This window comes from Clostridioides sp. ES-W-0016-02, from assembly GCF_020641035.1.
Lineage (GTDB): Bacteria > Bacillota > Clostridia > Peptostreptococcales > Peptostreptococcaceae > Clostridioides.
The window spans coordinates 517,344-540,060 of the sequence record NZ_CP061361.1; the positions used below are offsets into that span (position 1 = coordinate 517,344).

The window sequence follows — 22,717 nt, forward strand, 5'->3', positions numbered from 1 at the left end:
CTTTCGATATTTTTATGTTATTATAACATATTAAATAAAAATTAGATATAAATACAAAATATGTAAGTTGAATATGTTATATAACCAAAGAGTACAAATTACTATAGATATATATTTTAATTTATACTCTTATAATTTATATCATATCAATATATTGACTTTTTTTACCTATGTTGCTAGTATTATTTTAAAGACAATAAAATAATACTAGAGTTTTATAGGGTTCCGCAATTATTAATGATTGGTCTGGTCCAAGATAAAACCCACAACATAATTTTGTTGTGAACACGGAAGGATAAAAACCTGGGAGATATTTTATAATATTTCTCAGGTTATTTTATTGCTAAAAAAGAGATATATTATTTGAAAAGAGGGATGATTTATATGAAATGGTTATTTTTATTTATTGCAGGACTATTTGAAGTTTTTTGGGCATTTCAATTAAAAAATTCACATGGATTTTCTAAGTTGACTCCAAGTATACTTACTGTTGTTGGGATGATTGTTAGTTTTTATTTTTTATCATTGGCGCTTAAACATCTTCCGCTTGGAACGTCATATGCCATATGGACTGGAATTGGTACAGTTGGAACTGCTATTGTAGGAATTGCTCTTTTAAATGAACCAGTTAATATGGCTAGAATTTTATGTATAGGTCTTATTGTAGTGGGGATTGTAGGATTGAAATTATTATCTAGTAACTAATAAGTATGAATTAGGATAAATAGTAGGAGGTGATAGTTATAGAATATAGAAGCTAATTTATAGGAATTAAGTGCATCGGCAGAATAAAAGATGCTATAAAGTTAGAAATTATAAAATGTTGTAATAATACAATAAAAAAGCTATGAAATTAGAAATTATAAAATGTTTTAAAGTAATTGATATTTTATAGAATTTCTGATTCATAGCTTGTTTTTATTTATAAGTTTATTAGATTTGTATTTGAAAATTATATGTATATATTCTGTATAATTATTTTGCTAATAATAAAGCAGTTAAATCCATAGGGTCAACTATTACACCATCTTTATAAACACGCATATTTCCAGATGCTATCTCATCTATTAATATTACTTCATTATTGTAGAATCCAAATTCAAACTTAATATCATAAAGTTCAAGTCCTTTTTCAGCTATAGTATCACGAACTATGTTAGAAATTTTTTGAGTCATACTCTTCATTGAATCAAATTGAGCTTGAGTCATAATATTTAAAGCTTCTAAACCTTCAGATGTTATAAGTGGGTCACAACGGTCATCATCTTTTAAAGTTGCTTCTACATAACAGTCTAACTTAGCTCCTTCTTCAACACATGAACCATAACGACGTAAGAAACTACCAACAGCTCTATAACGACAAATAACTTCTAATCCATTACCAAAAACTTTTGCTGGTAACACTTCCATAGTTGCATCTTCTAAATTAGCACTTACATAATGAGTTTTAATTCCAGCATTGTTTAGAATTTCAAAGAACTTAACAGATGTTTCTAAATTAGCCTTACCAATTCCATCTATGCTTAGCCCTACAGTATTTTCACCTGGATCGAATACACCATCTTTGCCAGTTACATCATCCTTAAATTTAAGTAAGAAATTTCCATTATCTAATTCAAAAACATCTTTAGTCTTTCCTTGATACACTTTTTTCATAAACAACCTCCAAAATATTAAATTATTATATTGAATAAGGCATTAGTGTCAAAAAAGTTCTGGTATTCGTATAAAAATCTATATTGATGCCTTATATTTAATATTATATCACAAAAATAGAGAATTTTTCCGAACATTTTTATAAAAATAATAAAAAAAGTACATTTTATGAAAAAATTTAGAAAAGTACTCAGAAAGAAAGTGTCATTTGTATTAACACACATAAGTTTTTGTAGGAAAATTTTTTGACACACTTTGACACACATATAATAACAGTGTGATAAATGGCATGAAAACTATATTTACAAATGTTGGCATAAAAATTGCTCTATATATTTTACATAAAAAAGATGAGTATATATCTAAATAAAATAAACAATAGAGGTGGTTAATGTGAAGTCAGTTAAGTTCTATGGTGTAAGAGATACAAGAGTAGAGAATGCAGATATACCTAAAATATTAGAAAAAGATGATGTAATAGTTAAAGTAAAAGTTGCTGGTATATGTGGCTCTGATATATCAAAATACTCAAAGACAGGCCCTCATATGGTGGGAGAAATCTTAGGACATGAATTTTCAGGAGAAGTAGCAGAAGTTGGTATAGAAGTAAAAGATTTTAAAATAGGAGATAGAGTTGCTGTTTGTCCAGCTATGCCATGTTTTGAATGTGATGAATGTAAAAAAGGGTTGTATTCAAGATGTAATAATGTAGCAATAATAGGCAATAAAGAGCTTGGAGGATGTTTTGCTGAATATACAAAGGTAAAGGAAAGAAATTTGATAAAAATACCAGAAGAAATAAGTTATGAAACGGCTGCTGCTTTAGAACCAGTGTGTATAGCAGGGCATGGACTTTTTAGGTCAGAAACTAAGGTAGGAGATACTGTTGTAGTACTTGGAACAGGGCCAATAGGCTTATTTTCAATACAATGGGCAAAAATATTTGGTTCTACAAAAATAGTGGCTATAGATGTATTTGATGAGAAATTAGAATTAGCGAAGGAATTAGGAGCAGATATTTGTATAAATGCAAAAGAAAAAAATATTGTAGAAGAGATAAAAAAATTAACTAATGGAGCTGGAGCAGACATTGTTATTGAATCAGCAGGAACTCCAATGACATGTGGTCAGGTATTATTATTAGCCAAAAAAGGTGGGACAGTACTGTATGCAGGAGTACCATATGGAGATGTAGCTTTAAGCAGAGAACAATTTGAGAAGATAGTGAGAAGTGAGCTAACTGTGAAAGGAACTTGGTTTGGAAATTCATTTCCATTTCCAGGAAAAGAATGGAGTGCTGGCTTGTATCATATGCAAAAAGGTGACATGAATGTTGAGAAATTGGTGACACACAGAATAAACTTAGATGAAGTGCCAGATTATTTTGAAAAAATATACAAAAGAGACATTTTCTTTGGTAAGATAATGATTAATGTGGCTAATTAAGGTAGAGCAATAAAGATAGTAATTTATAATGTATATAAAAAAGTTAAGAGAGGTATGATTCATATGGCAGGAATAATTATAGCTGCACATGGGAATATGGCTAAAGCAATGTTAGAAAGTGCTGAATTAATAGTAGGGAAACAAGAAAAAGTAGAAACTTTAGGATTAAACCATGGTGACAGTATAGATGAGTTTAGTAGAAAATTAGAAAATGGAATTGAAAAATATAAAGATGAAGGTATTTTAGTATTACTTGATTTTTATGGAGGAACTCCTTTCAATACATCTGCTGTTATAATAAATAAATTTGCTAAGGAATGTGAATTAGAATGTTTAACAGGTGTAAATTTGCCTATGCTTTTAGAGCTGTTTTTAAACAGAGATACTATGAAATTAAAAGATTTAAAAAATTTATGTGAAGAAGTTGGAGTTTCAGGAATTAAAGATGTAAAAGCAGCTTTAAATATATAAAATAAATTAAAATTTTGGAGGAATTATTATGAGCAATATAGCATTAACAAGAATTGATGATAGATTAATACATGGGCAAGTTATAACTGCTTGGTGTAAGATTACATCAGCAAAGAGGATAGTAATAGTAGATGATTTAGTTGTAAAAGACCCTTTTATAGTTCAAGTATTACAAATGGCAGCACCTTCAACTGTTAAGGTTGAAGTGCATGATATAGAATCAGGTTCTGAAGTTTTAAAATCATATGATGGAGATGAAAATTTAATAGTATTAGTTAAATATCCTAAAACTGTTTTAGGTCTAGTAAATAATGGAGTAGATTTAAAAGAATTAAATGTTGGGGGTATGGGTGCTGGTCTTGGAAGAAAAAGTTTTTATAAGAATATATCAGTATCAGATGAAGAGAAAGAAATATTTAGGGAATTAATATCAAAGAATGTTAAGTGTTTTATACAAATAGTTCCAGATGCAAAGAAAATTGATGTAGGAACATTGTTGTAAGACCTATTTTGTAAATATTTAAAATTAAATAAGGAGGAAGAACATGCAAATTTCACTAATTCAAGCAGTTTTAATAGCAATTTTTTATTATCTTTCTTGGAGTCCATGGCTAACTTATGTTGGATTTTTTACATGGAATAGACCTTTATTAGCTGGATTTGTAACAGGAATTATACTAGGAGACCCAGTTCAAGGAGCAATTATAGGTGCAGGTATAAATATGATATATTTAGGATTCATATCAGCAGGAGGGGCTCAAATGGGAGACCCAGCTTTTGCAGGATATGTGGGGACTGCTTTAGCTATAGCATCTAATTTGGATGTAAGTACTGCAATGGCAATAGCTGTTCCATTAGGTACTGTTGCAACTGTACTTTGGATAGGTAAAATGACAGTCAATTCTTTTTTTGCACACTGGGCAGATAGAGAGGTTCAAAAAGGAAATATAGATAAAGTAGCATTTATAAATATAGTTCCACCTCAGATACTATTGTTTGTAATGAGTTTTATACCAGCATTATTAGTTGTTTATTTTGGGCCAAATGCAATAGATGGAATGTTAGAAGTAATGAATGATAATGTGTTACATGTATTCAATGTAATTGGAGCTATGTTACCAGCGTTAGGAATTGCTATGAACTTAAAATTAATTGGAAATAAGTTTACTATGCCATTTTTCATATTAGGTATATTAATGGCTGTTTATTTTAAAGTAGATATAATAGTAATATCTGTTATTGGAGTAATACTTGCTCTTACAATTACTTCAATTAAATATGGAAAAGATGGTGCGACATCTTAAATATATAAGAAAGGGGAAAAAATTATGTCAGATACAAAAAGTGAAGTAGCTAAGAAAACGTTAAGCAAAAAAGATGTGATAAAGTCATGGCTAAGATGGTTTTTCTTTGCACAATCTAACTACAATTATGAAAGATTACAATCAACAGCATTTTCACATTCAATGTTACCAGTACTTAAAAAGTTATATCCAGATAAAGAAGAGTTAAAGCAAGAAGTAGAAACTCACTTGGCATTTTTTAATACAGAGCCTATATGTGGATGTGTTATACATGGAATAACAATAGCTATGGAAGAAGAAAAAGCTAATGGTGCAGATGAAATAAGTGGTGATGGTATGAATGCCATAAAGACAGGTTTAATGGGACCATTGGCAGGTATTGGAGATACTTTAACTCAAGGAGTTATAACACCTATAGTATTAGCTGTTTGTATTGGTTTAACTGAGGGAGGAGCATCAATTGCAGGACCGATATTATTTGTATTGGCTCAATATATAATAATGACTTCAATTTCATTTGGAATGTGGACAAATGGATACAAGTATGGTAAAAAAGCTGTTGAAAGTATACTTCAGGGTGGAATAGTAAATAAAGTTATAGAAGGTGCTTCTATACTAGGGACTTTAGTTATGGGCGGACTAGTAGGTAGATTTATTAATTTATCTACACCAATAAGTTATACTAGTGGAGATTTTAAATTTAGTCTTCAGACAGATTTACTTGATAAGATATTTCCAGGGTTAATTCCTTTGGTACTTACTTTATTGGTACTCTTTGCTTTAAAGAAAGGTCTTTCTCCAATAAAAATAATGGGTATATTGATAGTGGTAGGTGCTATTACAGGTATATTAGGATTATTTTAAATAAATGCATATGATGTATTGATGAGGATTTTAGATAAATTGGCTATATCTATAAAATACAATAGCAATTAGGGTAAATTAGATTATTAATAGATTAAGATTTAAGCTTTAAGTTTTAAGCTTAGATAAGTAGTGTAGAATATATAATTTTGTAAAAGGTATCTCAAAATGATTTTTAAATCATAGGTGAGATACTTTTTTATTTATGTATAAAATCTTATGGGATTGGATAAAAATATTAATTTTATATAGAAGAGTTATTTTGTAGGTTTCTGCTTTATATTAATATTTAGAGAGTAACAATTATATTTAAAAATTTTGCAGAGTTAACTATGTGTTTAAATTTATAGATTTAGTATTAAAGCTTATCTGTACTCTATTTTATATTGGTATTTAGTAATAATTGTAAACTTCTTGTAACATATATTTTATATAATTGAAACAATGGATATAATATGAAATATAATAAATTTAGGGATGTGAATATATGAATGTATTAATTGCTGATGATGAAGTGAGTATGATTAAGATACTTTGTGCTTATTTTAAAAAAGAAGGCTTCAATGTATTTACTGCAAAAAATGGGGAAGAGGCTTTAGATGTTTTTTATGAAAATAAAATAGATTTAGCAATACTGGATTGGATGATGCCAGTAATTGATGGAATAGAGGTTTGTAAAGAGATAAAGGAAAATAGTAACACAAAGGTACTTATGTTGACAGCTAAAAGTCAAAGCGAAGATGAAATCGAGGCACTCAATATAGGTGCAGATGAATATGTTAAAAAGCCATTTGACCCTAGAGTCTTAATAATAAGGGCTAAGAAATTGGTAAATTATAAAGATACAATTAATATAAGAGATTTAAAAATAGATTTTGAGTCAAATAAAGTTTTTAAAGGTAATGATGAACTACTATTGACTAAAAAAGAATTGGAATTAATACATTGCTTAGTAAATAATAAAGGAATAGTTTTATCTAGGGAAAGACTTTTAGATTTAGTCTGGGGATTGGATTATGATGGAGATTTTAGAACAGTAGATACTCATATAAGAAGACTGAGAACAAAAGTAGGAGAAGATATAATAAAAACTTACAGAGGATTAGGGTATAGTCTGGAGGATTTTGATGACTAAACTAAATAAGAAGCTATCTATAAGTATATCAATAGTAGTTGTAGTTGTTTATATAATATCTATAGCTATAAATAGTATGTTTATTCATAGGTATTATTTACATGAAAAAAGAAATGTATTGAACAACATTGAAAATGAAATAAAACATAAGGATATGAATAAATTAAAGTCAAATATTGAATTAATTGAAGAAAAAAGTAATACAGCCATTGTATATGTAACATTAGATAAAAATTACAAAAATAAAAATAGTATGGATAAAATAAATCAAGATTTGCTAGACGCTTTTTGGAATAAAGGTTTGAGCTTAAATAAATTTTGGATTGAAGGAAGTGTTTTAAAAGATATTGACAATAAAAGTATTAATAAAATATATAATCAGGGAAAAACCAAATATAGTCTACTAGTAAAGTTTATGAAAAAGGATAATTATTTATTTGCTATATCTATACCAATAGAACATTCAGAAGAAACAATTGGTATAGTAAATAGATTTAATATAATAATGGGGATATTTTCAGTAATTATAATAACTATACTTACATTTATACTGTCAAACAGAATTATAAGACCTATGGAAAAGTTAAAGCTTTTATCGAAGGATATATCTGAGTTAAATTTTAGAACTGAGGCTATAAAAACGAATGATGAAATAGAGGAGTTAGCTTATAGCATAAATATAATGAGTGTGAAGCTTGAAAAGGCACACAATGAATTAAATAAAAGAAATGAAAATTTAAAATCTTTTATATCTGATGCATCTCATGAAATGAAAACTCCAATAGCACTTATAAAAGCATATGCTATAGGTATGAAAGATGGTTTGGATGATGGTACTTATACAGATACAATAATTGAACAGGCAGAAAATATGTCTAATACAATAAATACTCTTTTATATTGGGCTAAATATGAGAAAAAAGAAGTTAGTTTGTGTGAAGTAGATTTAAAGGAAAGACTGCTTAAGAATTTAAAAAATTATGAATTATTGATATCTAAGGATAATATAAGTGTTAAATGCGATATAGAAGATAAAAATCTTATAATAAATTCTGATAAAGATAGTATAGACATGGTACTTAATAATTTGATTAGTAATGCAATAAAGTATACTAGTGATAATGAGATAGAGATTAATCTTTTTAGAGATAAGGATAAGATTATTTTATCTATAAAAAATGGAATAGATTATGATAGAGAAGATGATATTGATGATATATGGAAGCCTTTTTATGTCTTAGAGAAGTCAAGAAGTAAAGAACTTTCAGGTACTGGTCTTGGTCTTACAATAGTTAAGACTATACTTGAAGAAAATAATTTTAGATATAAGGTTGAAATTTGTGATGGAAAGATAGAATTTTATATTATCTTTATATAGTTGTGTATTATTTTATAAGAATACATTGAATTAATTTATTTCCCTGATGGATAAAGTTGTTGTTTGAAATATGATTACAGGTTTAAATTATATTCTAAATATTATCTTGATAAAAATAAAACTTCACATAATATTCACATGAATTCTCTATTAAATTCACACACAAGAGTTATTATATAAACATAGAAGATAGTAAAAACTAGCTTAAAAACATAATATAATACCCTATATAGATAGTGGCAACTCTCCCTCACATCCTCAATTGTTGCCACTATTTTAATTTTTTTGTAAAAACACAACAACAAAAAACCCCACCATACAGTGGAGCTCTTTCAACTTTCATTCAATCTCTTAACTTTTATCTAAGCACTAAGCCTTAAAACAAACAGAATTTTTACCTTCAAGCTCTCTATTTATCTTAGCAACCTTAATCTTAATCTTGTCCTTCAAAGGGATACACCCTATATTGCTTTCACTTTTCACATTAACACTTCCAACAAACTTACCAGAATCATTATAATACTTTGCAACACCAACAATATCTCCCTTATTGATAGGATAGCTCATGCTCTTAAACACTATCTTAGGATTGATATTCTCATTATCTGAAACAACACCATATAAATCTTTATCCACTTTAACCTTTATCTTAAAATCATCAATACCATCAACACAAGGAGTTTCTATAGTATCTCCTTTATGAGCTATCTTCTTAGAATGGAAATTATCTTTACCATATTTCAATAAACTAGCAGAAGAAGAAATTCTACTCTTCTTATTACCATCACCAAGCACAACACCTATTAATCTATGATTTCTTTCATTTTTAGCATCTTTAGGAACCATCATAGAAAATGCAAAACAATATCCAGCATTATCTGTATAACCTGTCTTTATTCCATCTACACCAGGAACTGAAACAAGTAGAGGATTTGTATTGTAGTGTGTAAAATCCTTTTTAGTATCATTATAAACTTGCATAGTAGTTATTCTAGTAACCTGACTTTCATAATGGTCATACATATACTTTCCAAGAGTAACTATATCATGAGCTGTTGATATGTTTTCTATAGGAGGCTCTTTACGTTCTGGGTCAGTATATCTAGGAAGACCATTTGGATTAAAATAATACGTATCATGCATTCCTATTTCTTCAGCTTTCTTATTCATCATATCTACAAAACTCTTTTCATCTTTACCAATGTATTTTGCTATGGCCATAGCTGCATCATTTCCAGAAACAAGCATAAGACCCTGCATAAGCTCTCCTAGAGGTATTTCATCTCCATCTTTAAGCTTACAAGTAGAACCTCCAACAGAAGCTGTAGACTTGTCTATTTTTACTATATCAGTTTCTTTAACTTGATTCTTATCTACTGCCTCTATTGCAAGTAAAAATGTCATCATCTTACTTAAGCTAGCTAGAGGCATTTTTTCGTCGCTATTTTTTTCAAATAATATTCTTCTAGTATCTTGGTCTATAAGCAATGCCGCCCTTGACGAATTTGGGACTGGTGGATTATCTGCAAATGAGAATCCAGGTGTTATAAATGTAAAAATTAATGCAAGTATTGCTAAGTGTTTTATTTTTCTTTTCAAAATTTCATCCTCCATTTCATATACTAATTATGTGCGCAAGATAGGAACTATCAGTTTTATTTATTTAGATATTCATTAATCATATCTATTATATAAGCAATTTCCTCATCTGGTATCGAAATATTAAAGTAAGCTTCAGTTGTTTTAAAAGCTTCTCGTATTAATTCATATAATTTATAATTTTTACCAATTAAATCAGTAATGTTATTATATGGAAAAGTTGTATTTTTAAAACATCTTTCTATCATAAAAGAGCAGTGTAATATATATCCAAGTTTAAATTTACTCTTAAGGTCTTCGTCTATTAACTCTATTATTGAAAATAATGATGAATTAACATAGTTGAATAATTTAACTGAGTCCAATAATTCTAAGTTCTGAGACATAAAGTTTATTATTAAGCTGTTATATGATAGATTTGTTTCCTTTATATTAGTGATAATGTTGGCATTGAATGTACCTTCTATTATCTTGTTTAACATATCAAGCCCATATCCATTTAGAAGTTCTTCTATGTGTATAAATGGAGTGTTAGCAACATTAAAGTCTACACTACCAACAACTGCTAAAATTTTAGTATTACTAAATTTATTCCTATACATTTTAAAACTCTCTATATTATGAGGAACTAAGTTAATATTGTATTTATTAATATTTTTAAGTGAAGAATTTATAAAGTCTGCAACTTTCATAGCTGAACCATAACCTGTTATACAAGTAGTTATTATAACATAATCTCTTGATTTTTCAGGGTAATCTATTTCTGATGAGTCAATTGCAGCTCGTCCAATATATGGATTTAAAGAGCTTAAAGAGTTAGCTAACTCATCTAAGGTCATTTCTGGTAGAGTACTTTTTCTTACTGCTTCCAAAACTATTGGAGTAGACACCATTTCAATAGAGCGTGTTTTAATCTTTGTCTTTTCTGAAATAAGTTCTCCAAAAGCTATAAGAGAACCCATATCTGTTAAAAGGAGTACTCCCTTACCTTTATCACATTCTTTTACCAATTCTATAGCTTTGTCAAGTATAGTACTTACTTTCACATCCAAAGGCATGTCAATTGCATTACAATGGTTTGTACCAAGTAGTGAATTGGCTACATCACACATACTGCTAGCTGTTGAATTTCCATGAGCAAGTATTATAACTCCAATACTTTCAGCGTGATTATTAGGCTCAAGGTATGTACTATTTAGAAACATAGATATAAATTTTACTTCATCTTTGGGTAAAGATATCTGTAGGTCATTTTCAATTATACTTAAAACTATTTTAGCTATATTTAAATCTTTCTCTAAGAAAATTTTATCATTATATAGATTGTACTTAGGATTATATGTATCCTGGTTTATATTTTCTATTAGAGCACTTATATGCATTGAAAGAGCAACATAAGTCTGTTTTGTATATTTATTTCTAGATATTTTTTCAGCTTCTTTTAAAGAGTGTTCAACAGCATAGTAAATCTTTGGGTTGATTACTTTAAAAATCTCATTACTTGTATAATCAGAATGAGTCACTGATGATACTGAAAGTAATTTTGTAGAGTATTTCTCCATATAATTTATAAACATACTCCTTATATCATTTTCTAGATAAGGAATCTCTGTAGAGTATCTAAATCCATTGTTTGATGTATCTATATTGTATTTAGATAGTTCTTTTGTATACTCAACTTCTAAGTTGTTACCATTGAATTCATAAAAAAGCATATAATCAAGTTCTGATAATTTGTTTAAATTACTGCGATTTTCATTCAACTTTAAAAGACCAGTGTAAATATAGTCAGGAACAAGAGACAAGTCTATTTCTATGTTATCTTTTAATTCAGTCTTATAATTTAAAAATGCTCTTGCACTCATAAGTTGTATATCAGACTTAAGTTGACCTATATTACCAAAACAGTCATAAAGTAGTAATGATTTAATTACATCTTTATGAACTCTTATAGTTGCATTAGTATATTTAGATTCTATAATGAAGAAATACTTAATGAGAGATAATCTTTCTTTTAAAGACCTATCCTGTAAAGCAGGTAGGTTAATTGTAACAGGAATTCTTCTTAGAAAAGTTCCAAGTAAGGAAGACTGTATATCTTCTGTTGTAGCACACACAATAAAGACTGTAGCTCTGTGTACGACATCAGATTCTCCTAATCGTCTGTATATACCTTTATCCATCAAAAGAAAAAGCATCTCTTGACCTTCTGGGGGTAATCTGTGTATTTCGTCTAAAAACAATATACCACCATTAGCCTGTGCAACTATCCCAAATTTATCCTTGTTAGCACCAGTAAAAGAACCTTTAACATAACCAAATAAATTACTAAGAAGTAAGTTAGCATTTTCTGCGTATTCAGAACAATTAAATACTACAAATTTACTTTCAGAAGAAAAGACTTTGCTTTCTATAGCATATTTGTACATTGTTTCAGCAAATGTACTTTTTCCAACACCAGTAGGCCCTATAAGTAATGTATTAAGACCTTTTGGAGGGTAAAGTATGGCAGATTTAGCTTTTTCTATAGCTAATTTAAGGCTAGAATCATATCCAAGTAATGTTGAGAAGATATCCTCTGAATCATTTTTAGTTGATTTAAATAGTTCATTACAATTGCTTATAGAATATTCTGAGCTATTTAAAGTACGACCAATCAAATTTTCAATAATACCAGCATGTAAAAATAAAATAGGTTTACCAGATATTTTTACAACTTTCTTTTCATTGTATAGATTATTTAATTCTTTACTAGTATTACTTCTATCAAGAGATGAATTGTTAGCAACTTCAAGAGTAGTAAATCCTGTTTTCTCTGATTGTAGGTCTTTTAAAGTTATATTATTACATAACTTATGTAGTGATAATAAAACTTTATCTTTTCTTAACATATAGTACTCCCTTTCTTTATATTTAAGTTATATAAAATATATTATAATATATATTTTATATTAAAATAAGGTTTATAGTGGATATTTTGTATTTTACTTTTTAATATGTTGTTTTGTGTAGTAGTTGGTGTTAAAATAATAGTTGCATTATATGAGATATGGATTTTTATGGATTTACATAAGGCATTATGTTGTTATATTAGATAAGTATAAACTTTGTAATGTATGTAGCACTTTTATTTAATGTTCATATAAATATAAAAACTAATTATTTAAATAAACATAAAAATTAATTATTATCTTATGAGCAATTTGCAAGTGTACAGATTTAAAATTATAGTTATTGTAAATCATAAATTATAGTAGATTTTAAAGTATTCAATGAAGAATTAATAAAATGAATACTAGGTGGAGAGATAATTTTTTATTGAAACAAAAATAATGAAAAGAAAAATAAGCTTATAAAATTTAAAGAGGTTATATATCAATGGTTGAAAGTGTCTATGAAATATTAATTCAGCCATTTTATGGTGTAAATAACTTTATAATTTATTTTTGACAAGCATAAAAAACAAATTTTTTCATAAAATCTAAATATTGGATATTAATTATTTAAACTAGTTTAAATAATTAATATATTGTAATAAAATATGAATAATATTATAAAAGAATGGGAGATATGTTTTGTGGATATAGATAGAATTTTAAATTTTTCCTCAAATGCAGGTAAAGCTATGTTGCAGAGTGGAGGAGAAACTTATAGAGTTGAAGAAACGATAAGTAGAATATGCCAATCTTTTGGTATAGAGCATGTAGATGTATTTGCAACTCCAACAGCTGTAATGGCATCTGTTTTTGTAGATGGAAAACTACACTCAGCAATTAAAAGAATAAGTTCAAGAAGGGTAGACCTAAACTTAGTTCATGAAGTTAACTCATTATCAAGAGCAATCAGTATAAATGATTTAGATATTGAGTTATGTGAGAGGATTTTAGATGAGATAAGTGAAGACAATTATTATTCAGATATAGTAACAATAATTTTTGCAGGTATTGCAGCAGCAACTTTTTCTATATTATTTGGAGGAGATTTAAAAGAATTTATAGCTGCGTTTATGGTGGGAATAATGACTAAATTTGTTATTATGTACTTAAATAAGTCTTCACTAAACGATTTTTTTGTAAATGCAATAGGAGCAGTTGTCATAGCTTTTTGTTCCATTGTGATTCTAAAGCTTGGATTTATAAAGACTATGGACCATTTAATAGCAGGAGCAATAATGCTTTTGGTTCCAGGGCTTGCTTTAACTAATGCGTTAAGAGACTTGTTAGATGGTCAATTGATATCTGGTCTTGCAAAGTTGGCAGAAGTATTTTTTGTAGGTGTATCCATAGCAGTAGGAATGTTTTTGGTACTAGGATTATACTTCAAGTTAGGGGGTATATAAATGAAATTGTTTATAGAAGTAGTAGCAGCTTTTTTTACAGCCTTAAGTTTTGGAATTCTATTTAATATGAAGGGAAAAAACTTGATAATATCAGGTGTCGGTGGAAGTATAGCATGGTTTTCATATAAGTTTTGTTTGAATATGGGTGTATCAGTAAATTTGTGCTTTTTTATAGCTACAGTATGTTTTGCAATATATTGTGAATTATGTGCTAGGATTTATATGACTCCATCGACAACTTTAAGTGTCTGTTGTCTTATAATTCTAGTACCAGGTTATGGAATATATAACACTATGTATTCTGTTTTAACTAATGACTATATTAAGGCAGTAGAGTATGGGGTAAGTACATTATCTTGTGCAAGTTCGATTGCATTGGGATTAGTATTTATAACCACAGTATTTAGGAAAGTTAATCTATATGGAATAGTTTCAAAGATAAAAGATAATGAAAAATATAAGAAGAGCATAAATAAAATTAAACCACAGAAATAGAAAAAATTGACTTTTATGCCAAAGGATGATAATATAATAACATAAAATAGAATAAGAATATCTTTTATTAAATTAGATATTCTTATTGTCATAATATTAGTCACGGTTTTTTATTTCAACAAACCGACAACTTGAATCACAGATGTAAGTTTTAGAACTTGTTTTGTATTAACAAATTTGTATTAATGTAGAAACCTTAATTCTAAATTAAAAGGGGGAAGATTCACAATGGAGAAGCTGTCAGAGAAGAGGAGAGTCAAGGCAGTAAGTATGGAAACCTTCGTATTTATTGTACTTTTGGCGGTAGGATTTGGCTATGTAGGCAGTATCATGGGTGCAGGAATGATGTTCAAAGTAATAATGAGTACAGCACATGCACTTTTACTAGAAACAGTATTTTTGATAATGGCAATGGCAGTCCTTGCAGGTGCACTTAGTGCATTACTTTCAGAATTTGGAGTAATATCTTTAGTAAATAAGATATTTAAGGGCCTTATGAGACCTATATGGGGGTTACCTGGTGCTAGTATAGCAGGAGTAGTGGCAACTTATTTATCTGATAACCCAGCTATTATACCATTCGCTAAAGACAAAACATTTACACAATACTTTAAAAAATACCAAATACCTGCTTTATGTAACTTAGGAACAGCTTTTGGTATGGGACTTATTGTAACAACTTTCATGATAGCTCAAGGTAAAGAATATGTATTACCAGCTATAATTGGTAACGTTGGAGCAATAATAGGTAGTATTATTAGTGTTAGAATTATGTTGACTTTTACTAAAAAGTATTATAATTATGACCCTAAAATTGATAATGACAAACAAGCAAATGGAAAAGGTGAAAAGATTGAAGAGTTTAGAGAAATAAGAGATGGTAATGTATTCCAAAGAGGATTGGATGCTATACTTGAAGGTGGTAAGCTAGGTGTTGAAATGGGTATGGCTATAATACCAGGAGTTTTAGTAGTTTGTACATTAGTTATGTTATTAACTTTTGGACCATCTACAGACCCTGCTACAGGTCAAGCTGTTTACACAGGAGCTGCATATGAAGGTATAAAATTATTACCTGCTATTGGTGACAAAATCAGTTTTATAATAGAACCATTATTTGGATTTACTTCACCAGAAGCAATAGCATTCCCTGTAACTGCATTAGGTGCTGTTGGGGCAGCAATATCTCTAGTGCCAGAATTTATAAAATCAGGTGCTGTAACTCCTAATGATATAGCAGTATTTACAGCAATGGGTATGTGTTGGAGTGGATATTTAAGTACACACATTGGTATGATGGATGCTTTAGATGCAAGACCATTAGCTGGTAAAGCGATTCTTTCGCATACAATAGGTGGTTTATGTGCAGGTGTATGTGCCCACTTTATATTTATGCTTGTTGGATAGGAATGTTTTAAAAATCAAATATTAAGATATTATAATTTATTAGATTGAATCAAATTAACAATTTAAATATGTAAAAATTAAATTAGTGATTTAAATATATAAAGGTGCTGTTTTGAAATAGAGATTTATTTTCATTTTAAGACAGCACCTTTTAGTAATTTGAAGGTATTAATTAAATGTATTGATTGAATTTATTATGATAAAATTGTATTATATACATTAGAGTCAATTTAAACAGTAACAGTAAGGAGGAATTGCAGTAAATGAAAAAAGAACGACTACATCATGAAGACTTAAAAGAGTATGATTATGATGAAGATGACTATCTCAGTAAGAAAATAATTATTAAGGACTTTATAAAAACTATATTGGTTATGATAATTGCTACTGGAATATCAGTAGCTTTTAAAAAAGTAGGTTTTAATGAATCTAATATTATTTTAGTGTATATATTAGGTGTATTATTTGCTACAAGTATAACACATGGGTATTTTTTTGGAATACTTTCTTCAGTAATAGGAGTGCTATCATTTAATTTTTTCTTTACACACCCATTATATACTTTTATAGCTTATAGAAAAGATTATCCAATGACCTTTTGTATTATGCTTTTGGCAGCAATTATAACAAGCACTTTAACTTCTAGAATAAAAAAAGAAGTAAGACTTTCTCATAAAAGAGAGAAAATGATAAGGTTGCTTTATGAAAATAATAAAACACTTCTTAAAGCAAAAAATAAAAATCAAATAATTGAATTTTGTGGGTCTAATTTGGTAAACATGTTAAATAGAACTGTTATAGTAACTATTGCAGATGGTGATAATAATCTAGGTAAGCCAAGTATTTATATTTGTAATAATGATGGAAGTGAGAATATATTCCACTCAGTATTAGAAAAGGAAGCTATAAAAGAGGCTTTTAGAACAGGTGAACCAGTTGGGATTGGAACAAAATATTGTAAAAATAGTAGTGCTTACTATTTTCCTATAAAAGGTCAAGAATCCAATGTTCTTGGTGTTATAGGTATTGCATGTTTTAAAATTGATATTATTACGGAAAATGAAAAGATATTGTTAGAAGCAGTTTCAACACAGGTTGCATTAGCAATTGATAGAGAAAACCTATTTGAAAAGAATAAAAAAGCTAATCTTGAAACAGAACGAGAGAGATTAAGAGGAAACTTACTTAGATCAATTTCTCATGATTTGAGAACTCCACTTACAAGTATACTAGGTTCTTCTTTAACTATACTTGAAAATGATGACATAATAGATAAAGAAACTAGAGTAGAGCTACTAAAAAATATATATGAAGATACAAGTTGGTTAACACACTCTGTTGAGAATATACTTAGCATGACCAGAATAGATGAAGGAAAATTGGATATTGAAAAACGTCCAGAGGTTGTAGATGAAATAATTGCGGAATCTATATTAAGAGTTAAAAAATTTGCCAATAGTAGAGAGATACAAACCAATATACCAGATGAAATAATAATAGTTCATGTGGATGTATTATTGATAGAGCAAGTTTTAGTAAACTTAATTGACAATGCTATAAGACATACACCTAAAAATTCTAAGATAGAATTAACTGTAAGCAAAGAAGCTGAAAATGTATTATTTGAAGTGGCAGACAACGGAAAAGGAATACCAAGTGAAGATATTAAGAATATATTCAATAGATTTTATACAAAGAATAAAGCAAGAAATCTTGAAAGAAGAGGGATTGGTCTTGGTTTAGAAATATGTAAGTCTATAGTACAAGCTCATGGTGGAGAAATTATTGCTTTCAATAATCCTTCTGGAGGAGCTACATTTAGATTCAGTATACCTTTAGATAAAGGGGAGGTGAAAGACGAATGGAAGTAAAGCCGTTGGTTTTAATTGTAGAAGACGATAGACCAATTTGTAAATTTATAAAAGTGTCTCTGGAAACTCAAAACTATAGATGTGTAGAAACTGACAATGGAGGCACAGCTATATCACTTATACATTCTCTTGACCCAGATTTAATAATTTTAGATTTAGGTTTACCAGATATTGATGGAATTGAGGTAATAGGTAGAGTTAGGGCTTGTGCTAAAAATAATAAAATAATTGTTGTTTCAGCAAGGGAGCATGAAAGAGATAAAGTTGAGGCTTTAGATGGCGGAGCAGATGATTATTTAACTAAACCTTTTAGTGTAACAGAACTTTTGGCTAGAGTGCGTGTGGCCCTTAGAAATAAAGTTCAACAAGGTAAGATAAATAGTGACGTTCCTACCACCTTTGAGGTTAAAAATCTAAAGATAGATTATGAAAAGCATCTTGTATCTATTAATGGTGAGGAGATACACTTAACTCCAATTGAATATAAACTTGTTGAATTAATGTCTAAGTATTCAGGAAGAGTTTTAACACATAAATTTATAATAGATAAGGTATGGGGTAATTACTATGAAAGTGAAAACCAATCCCTTAGAGTTTTTATGGCAAGTATAAGACGAAAAATTGAAAAAAATCCTGCTCAACCAGAGTATATTTTAACTGAAGTTGGAGTAGGATATCGCATGACAGATGAATAAGTATCAAATTAAAAGTATTAGTTAATCTAAACTAGTAATATTTTAACTAAATATAAATAGCCATGTATTTTATAATAAGTAGGAGGAAAGACAGCCTATTAATATTATATTTGCATGGCGATTTTTAATACAAAAACTATATTTTAATAAAGACTATATTTTTATTTGAATAAAATATATTTCAAATTGAGCTTTAGTTAATGTGATATTTCTTTTTGATAAATACTTTTTATATATAAAATATTTTACTTATTAATAAATATTTTTTAATATAAAAAAGTTACTATTTTTATCTTTTTATAATGGTCTTTATGATATTATTAATATAACTATAATAACAACACTGTAATTCATTGTAGAATGTACTTTTTTAGCAATGAGAACTTATGTCTTTTTAAATGGGTAAAGCAGTTTGATTTTTCATAATATAAATATTTATTTAATAGTTATGTAAATATTTATACTATATATTGAATGAAGATATGAGTATAAAATATAATTTTTATAATGTAAAACTTGCTTAGAACTAAGTTAAGGTATGAATAACAAGAATTATATGAAGATTAAAAAAATAGTATGTACAGCAAAAGATATTTATGATAATTTAAGTTTTAGAGAGTCTCAATGAGTAATATGATAATGAGCTCTATTTGTCAAAAAAGATGATGCTATTGTATTCTTTTTTTTTATAAAAAAGTACAATAGCATCATCAAAGGTACATCAAAACTTGACATAGTTTCAAGAATTTAAAAAATTGAATAAAAGGAGTTATACATAAATGAGTGTGAGAAACTTAGTAGATGAATTAGATGAAATTATATATGTTTCCTCCTTGGATACATATGAACTTTTATATATTAATAAAAATGGGAAAAGGCTATTAGGACTTGATGATATTTCTCATAGAAAATGTTATGAAGCATTACAAGGAAGAGATTCTCCTTGTGAATTTTGTACTAACTCTTTTTTGAAAGATGATGAATATTACATATGGGAAAATACAAACACTGAAATAGACAGACATTTTATATTAAAAGATAAATTAATTGAGTGGGAAGGCAGAGCTGCACGACTGGAAATAGCTCTTGATATTACTGATAAGGAAAATATAAGTAAGTCGATAGAAGAAAAATTAGAAATAAAAGAATTACTAGTTGGGTGTATTAAACATCTTATAACAGAAACTAATTTTTCAGATGCTATAAATCTTGTATTAGGCAGTATTGGGAAATTTCATAAGGCTGATAGAGCATATATTTTTGAAGTGTCAGCAGATGGTAAAAAGATAAATAATACATATGAATGGTGTAATCAAGGGGTTGAGGGACAAAAACAATTCCTTGAAGATATTGATATTGAATCACTAAAAAATTGGTTTTTATTATTTCATGAAAAAGGTTTTATAATAGTAGACAATATAGAAAGTTTAAAAGAAACACAACCAATTGAGTATGAAATTTTAAAACCTCAAAATATTGAAAGTTTAATAGCATCTTCATTAAAGCAAGATGATAAAATTATTGGATTTATTGGAGTTGACAATCCACAGAGAGCTGTTAAGGACACATCTCTTTTGACTTCTCTATCTTATTTTTTATTGACTGAAATGAAAAAGAGAGAAGTAGAAAATAAATTGAATCATATGAGCTACTATGACTTTTTGACTGGGGTTTACAATAGAAATAAATATATTAAATACATAGATAATTTTTACAGCAATAAAGCTAAATCTATGGGGGTTGTGTTTATAGATATAAATGGATTAAAAGATATCAATGATAACTTTGGACATGCTAGTGGCGATTCTGCTATTGTATCAACCTGTGTAATTATAAAAAAATACTTTCATTCCTATAATATTTATCGTATTGGTGGAGATGAGTTTGTTGTATTATGTGAGGAAATTTCAAAACAACTATTTGAAGAAAAGGTTACTTGGTTAAGTGAGGAGTTTAAAGATACTAGGGTATATAGTGTAGCAATAGGAAGCACTTGGAGTGAAGATAATATAAATATACATATGTTGACTAAAATTGCTGATGAGAGAATGTACCAAGATAAGCAAAGATATTATGAAAAAAATAAATTAAGGACCAATAAATTAGAGGAGATAAGCAATTTAAATGCTTCAGAAAAAAGAATTTTATCTACATATGAAGATTTAGAGTCTAAAGAATCTTTTGATAGTATAACAAGTGATGGATATTCCAAAACTTATGAAAAATTAGTTTATAATACATATGATATTATCTTAGATATTTGCTTAGAGAAAAACTTAATTACTCCAATCTATCAATCAGAAAACAATATTTTTAAAATTTCTGTAAAAGAGAATATACAAAAAACATTTTTATACATTAGAAACTATATAGTTCATCCTGATGATAGAGCTATATTTTACTCTAATCTTTATTCAAAGTTTCTTGATGATTCAAAAAATAACAAGCAAGAGGACTTAAAGTTGAGTTTTGAATGTAGATGTTTAGGAGAGGATAAAAGGTACTATTGGGCATCTATGTGTATCCTAAATGTCATCAGTAAAAATAAATTTGGTGAAAATCAGACACATATTTTGCTTTCTATTAAAAATATAGACCATATTATGCAAATACGTAAAAGGCAAAGAGATATATTGACAGGTCTATATAATTACGAAGGCTTCTGTGAACAAGCAAACTTATTACTCAAAAAACATCCTAATAAACATTATGTTGCTATAATGATGGATATAGATAAGTTCAAGGTAATTAATGATATTTATGGTATTCAAGAGGGAGATAGGGCATTAATATATATTGCAGAACTGATTAAAAAAAATATTACTTCTAAGGGAATCTGTTGTCGTATGTATGCAGATGTGTTTTGCATTTTTTATGAGTGTTATCATGATAAAGAGGTAGATAAATTAATTTATAAGATTACAAAAAGTTTAAGTATAAAGCAATTTGAATATATGTTAGTACCATGCTTTGGAATTTATAGGATTTTGGATAATAATATATCAGTTACAAATGCCTGTGAAATGGCAGGATATGCACATAAAAATGTAAAGAAGCAAAGTATAAGTCATCATATGCTTTATGATGAAGCTATGAGGAATGATGCAATTGAAGAAAAACAGATGGAAAGAGAAATGGAGTATGCATTGGAAAATGGACAGTTTCATGTATACTTACAACCTAAGTATAATCTTGAAATAAATGAAATTGTAGGAGCAGAGGCCTTGGTTAGATGGATACATCCAGAAAAAGGTATAATACCTCCAAATAAATTTATATCACTATTTGAGAAGAATGGGTTTATTATTAAACTAGACATGTATATATGGGAGCAAGTATGTACTTTGATAAGAAAATGGATAGACTTAGGTCAGAAGCCAATACCTATTTCTGTAAATGTATCAAGATTACATTTGTATAATCCTCAATTTAGATATATCGTTTTAGGTCTAATAAATAAATATAATATACCAAAATCATTTTTGGAATTAGAACTTACAGAAAGCTTATTTATTAAAAATATAAAGCTATTTGCCAAGATAATAGCAGAGCTTAGAACAGATGGTATTATATTAAATATGGATGACTTTGGCTCGGCATATTCTTCATTAAATATGCTAAAAAATATAAATATTGATACATTAAAGATAGATTGTGGATTTTTCAATGAAAAAGAAATTACAGAAAGAGAAAAAATTGTTTTAAAGCATACTATAGCCATGGCTAAGGACCTAGAAATGGATGTAGTTGCAGAAGGTGTAGAAACAAAAGAGCAAGCAGAATTTTTAGCTAGTTTGAATTGTGTTGTAATTCAGGGATATTACTATTGTAAGCCTATTCCAAGTCCAGATTTTGAAAGTTTACTTTATAATCATCAAGATAGTAAACTAATAACTACTTAAAATAATATACTTTATTTAAATGTAATATATTCTGTGATAGGTTGTCTAAATTAAATGTAAGATAGTCTGCATATATTCAGTCAATTAATAATTCAAGGTTGAAATATATACAGGCTTTATAGTATTTAAAATTTAATTTTTAGAGATTTTTATTC

General features: G+C 28.1%; 17 protein-coding genes and 1 riboswitch. Of the genes, 14 read left to right on the top strand and 3 right to left on the bottom strand.

Translation table 11 applies throughout. From position 1 onward, the window contains the following. Positions 1-206: 206 nt before the first annotated feature. Positions 207-312, top strand: a riboswitch (guanidine-I (ykkC/yxkD leader). Between the two features lie 72 nt (positions 313-384). Then, the gene (gene sugE, locus IC758_RS02775) at positions 385-705 is read left to right on the top strand and encodes a quaternary ammonium compound efflux SMR transporter SugE (RefSeq protein ID WP_227435269.1); all 321 of its coding nucleotides are present in this window, start codon (positions 385-387) and stop codon (positions 703-705) included. Positions 706-975: 270 nt separating this feature from the next. On the opposite strand, the gene IC758_RS02780 is transcribed toward sugE, so the two are convergent. Continuing rightward, a complete protein-coding gene (locus tag IC758_RS02780; protein ID WP_227435267.1) occupies positions 976-1,656 on the bottom strand; it encodes a phosphoribosylaminoimidazolesuccinocarboxamide synthase in 681 nt (226 codons plus the stop codon). Positions 1,657-2,049: 393 nt separating this feature from the next. Here IC758_RS02780 and IC758_RS02785 point away from each other — a divergent pair, with 393 nt between their 5' ends. From IC758_RS02785 to IC758_RS02815, 7 genes are all read left to right on the top strand, one after another. Beyond that, positions 2,050-3,102 (top strand): galactitol-1-phosphate 5-dehydrogenase, encoded by a 1,053-nt coding sequence (locus tag IC758_RS02785; protein WP_227483342.1) that lies wholly within the window; start codon positions 2,050-2,052, stop codon positions 3,100-3,102. Positions 3,103-3,156: 54 nt separating this feature from the next. Continuing rightward, positions 3,157-3,573, top strand: a complete 417-nt coding sequence (locus IC758_RS02790) for a PTS sugar transporter subunit IIA (RefSeq protein WP_413926642.1) — start codon at positions 3,157-3,159, stop codon at positions 3,571-3,573. 28 nt (positions 3,574-3,601) lie between these two features. Then, the gene (locus tag IC758_RS02795) at positions 3,602-4,075 is read left to right on the top strand and encodes a PTS system mannose/fructose/N-acetylgalactosamine-transporter subunit IIB (protein WP_227834812.1); all 474 of its coding nucleotides are present in this window, start codon (positions 3,602-3,604) and stop codon (positions 4,073-4,075) included. 43 nt (positions 4,076-4,118) lie between these two features. Continuing rightward, the gene (locus IC758_RS02800; RefSeq protein WP_227435258.1) at positions 4,119-4,877 is read left to right on the top strand and encodes a PTS mannose/fructose/sorbose/N-acetylgalactosamine transporter subunit IIC; all 759 of its coding nucleotides are present in this window, start codon (positions 4,119-4,121) and stop codon (positions 4,875-4,877) included. A 24-nt stretch (positions 4,878-4,901) separates the two neighbouring features. Continuing rightward, positions 4,902-5,741 carry a PTS system mannose/fructose/sorbose family transporter subunit IID gene (locus tag IC758_RS02805; protein WP_227435256.1) on the top strand — a complete coding sequence of 280 codons (840 nt, stop codon included), beginning with the start codon at positions 4,902-4,904 and terminating at the stop codon, positions 5,739-5,741. A 487-nt stretch (positions 5,742-6,228) separates the two neighbouring features. Continuing rightward, complete coding sequence (locus IC758_RS02810) at positions 6,229-6,876, top strand: response regulator transcription factor (protein ID WP_227435254.1); 648 nt, start codon at positions 6,229-6,231, stop codon at positions 6,874-6,876. Next, positions 6,869-8,254, top strand: coding sequence for a sensor histidine kinase (locus IC758_RS02815; protein ID WP_227834811.1), 1,386 nt, complete (start codon positions 6,869-6,871; stop codon positions 8,252-8,254). The genes IC758_RS02810 and IC758_RS02815 overlap by 8 nt, the downstream gene beginning before the upstream one ends. A gap of 369 nt (positions 8,255-8,623) precedes the next feature. Here the strand turns inward: IC758_RS02815 and IC758_RS02820 are convergent, their stop codons facing one another. Further along, positions 8,624-9,868, bottom strand: a complete 1,245-nt coding sequence (locus IC758_RS02820) for a D-alanyl-D-alanine carboxypeptidase family protein (RefSeq protein WP_227834810.1) — start codon at positions 9,866-9,868, stop codon at positions 8,624-8,626. 41 nt (positions 9,869-9,909) lie between these two features. Beyond that, positions 9,910-12,744, bottom strand: coding sequence for a sigma 54-interacting transcriptional regulator (locus IC758_RS02825; protein WP_227860735.1), 2,835 nt, complete (start codon positions 12,742-12,744; stop codon positions 9,910-9,912). Positions 12,745-13,430: 686 nt separating this feature from the next. Here IC758_RS02825 and IC758_RS02830 point away from each other — a divergent pair. The 6 genes from IC758_RS02830 to IC758_RS02855 all read left to right on the top strand — a co-directional run bounded on the left by IC758_RS02830 (position 13,431) and on the right by IC758_RS02855 (position 22,562). Then, positions 13,431-14,192, top strand: coding sequence for a threonine/serine exporter family protein (locus IC758_RS02830; protein WP_227483657.1), 762 nt, complete (start codon positions 13,431-13,433; stop codon positions 14,190-14,192). Next, a complete protein-coding gene (locus IC758_RS02835) occupies positions 14,193-14,687 on the top strand; it encodes a threonine/serine exporter family protein (protein ID WP_227824615.1) in 495 nt (164 codons plus the stop codon). Positions 14,688-14,915: 228 nt separating this feature from the next. Then, positions 14,916-16,094: a hypothetical protein gene (locus IC758_RS02840; protein WP_227433652.1), complete on the top strand. Its 1,179-nt coding sequence runs from the start codon at positions 14,916-14,918 to the stop codon at positions 16,092-16,094. A 263-nt stretch (positions 16,095-16,357) separates the two neighbouring features. Further along, positions 16,358-17,965, top strand: a complete 1,608-nt coding sequence (locus IC758_RS02845) for an ATP-binding protein (protein WP_227860736.1) — start codon at positions 16,358-16,360, stop codon at positions 17,963-17,965. Next, positions 17,956-18,660, top strand: a complete 705-nt coding sequence (locus IC758_RS02850; RefSeq protein WP_227433650.1) for a response regulator — start codon at positions 17,956-17,958, stop codon at positions 18,658-18,660. The genes IC758_RS02845 and IC758_RS02850 overlap by 10 nt, the downstream gene beginning before the upstream one ends. A gap of 779 nt (positions 18,661-19,439) precedes the next feature. Further along, a complete protein-coding gene (locus tag IC758_RS02855; RefSeq protein WP_227860737.1) occupies positions 19,440-22,562 on the top strand; it encodes a bifunctional diguanylate cyclase/phosphodiesterase in 3,123 nt (1,040 codons plus the stop codon). Positions 22,563-22,717: the final 155 nt, after the last annotated feature.